Origin of the sequence: Vibrio sp. Vb0304, assembly GCF_033338995.1 — a bacterium.
GTDB lineage: Bacteria > Pseudomonadota > Gammaproteobacteria > Enterobacterales > Vibrionaceae > Vibrio > Vibrio alginolyticus.
Window position 1 is genome coordinate 1 of record NZ_JAWOTT010000176.1, and the last position, 1,298, is coordinate 1,298.

Below are 1,298 nucleotides of genomic sequence, written 5' to 3' on the forward strand. Positions count from 1 at the left end.
TCGACCCGCCCAGTGCATTGACATAAACAGCTCCTGAAAACCCAAACCTTCATCAATGGCAACTTTGGCATAAATACTGGTGTTTGAAGTAGTCTGGAACAGCTTGGTGAGTTGTCCTGCTTTTAAACGATTTTGAGTGGCAGAGAGTGTGTTCATGTACACGGTTGGTTCTAACTCAGAGGCGGCAAGGTGTGCAATATGGCCTGTACGTGTCATGGTGTGCCATTGATCTCGTTGTCTACCCGTATTGAGCCACCAGCCTTTCGTTCTGGCTAAACGCTGTGGCGATTCGCGAGTTACTACAAACCGCGCTTTACCATCTGGGTGAGAATACACGCCATCGGAAAACGGTCGCTCGCCACCCCATTGGGTTGGCCGCCACTCTTCGTACTCTTGCTCATTCAAATTGTCGTATTGAGACAGATCTAGCTTTAAAGGCGACTTTTTATTCATGCCTGTCATGGCAGCGTACTCGCAAAACACCTCGTGTTCAGAGTCAAAATCAAAACCATTCTTTGTCTCTTCTAAGGTGCATAATGCTTGCCCAACTTGGTTCACTGCCCACCAGTCCGATTTTGCCTCACCGGGAGGGTTTTGGAACTGACGCTGTCTTGAAATCCGACGTTCAGAATTCGTCACCATCCCCTGTTTTTCACCCCATCCAGCCGCCGGAAGCAACAAGTCGGCATAACGCGCAACATCCGACTCAGCGGTAATATCCGAGACAATCACAAACGGACAGCGTTCTAGCGCCCTCTTAACAAACTGATTGTCTGGCAAAGAGACAACGGGGTTGGTCGCCATGATCCACAGAACTTTAATCTCACCACGCTCAACCGCTTCAAACAGTTCAACCGCTTTTAGCCCCGGTTTTGTAGCGATTTCTGGTGACTCCCAAAACGCTTGTACTTGTTGAATGGATTCGCCATCAAACCCTCGGTGCACCGCTAATTGATTGGCTAAACCGCCAACTTCTCGCCCGCCCATTGCATTAGGTTGCCCGGTAATGGAAAACGGGCCACAGCCCACCCTGCCAATTTTACCCGTTGCTAAATGCGCATTGATGATCGCATTGCCTTTATCGACACCATTTTCGGCTTGGTTAACCCCTTGGCAAAAAAGCGTAATCGCAGTCGGGCTGTGGGCAAACCATTGGAAAAACGTTGTGAGTTTGTCTTGTGAAACGCCTACATCAGTTGCCAAATTAGTGACATTGTAACGATGTTGAGTTACTTCTCTCGCTATCGCATCAAAGCCATCGGTATGAGATTGAATGTATTGAGAATCAAGACATGGCT

General features: G+C 48.5%; 1 protein-coding gene. It reads right to left on the reverse strand.

What is annotated here, in order from left to right; all coding sequences use genetic code 11:
* Nucleotides 1-1,298 (reverse strand): molybdopterin-dependent oxidoreductase (locus tag R7P35_RS24760; RefSeq protein ID WP_318093009.1); only part of this gene is annotated, 1,298 nt, incomplete at both ends.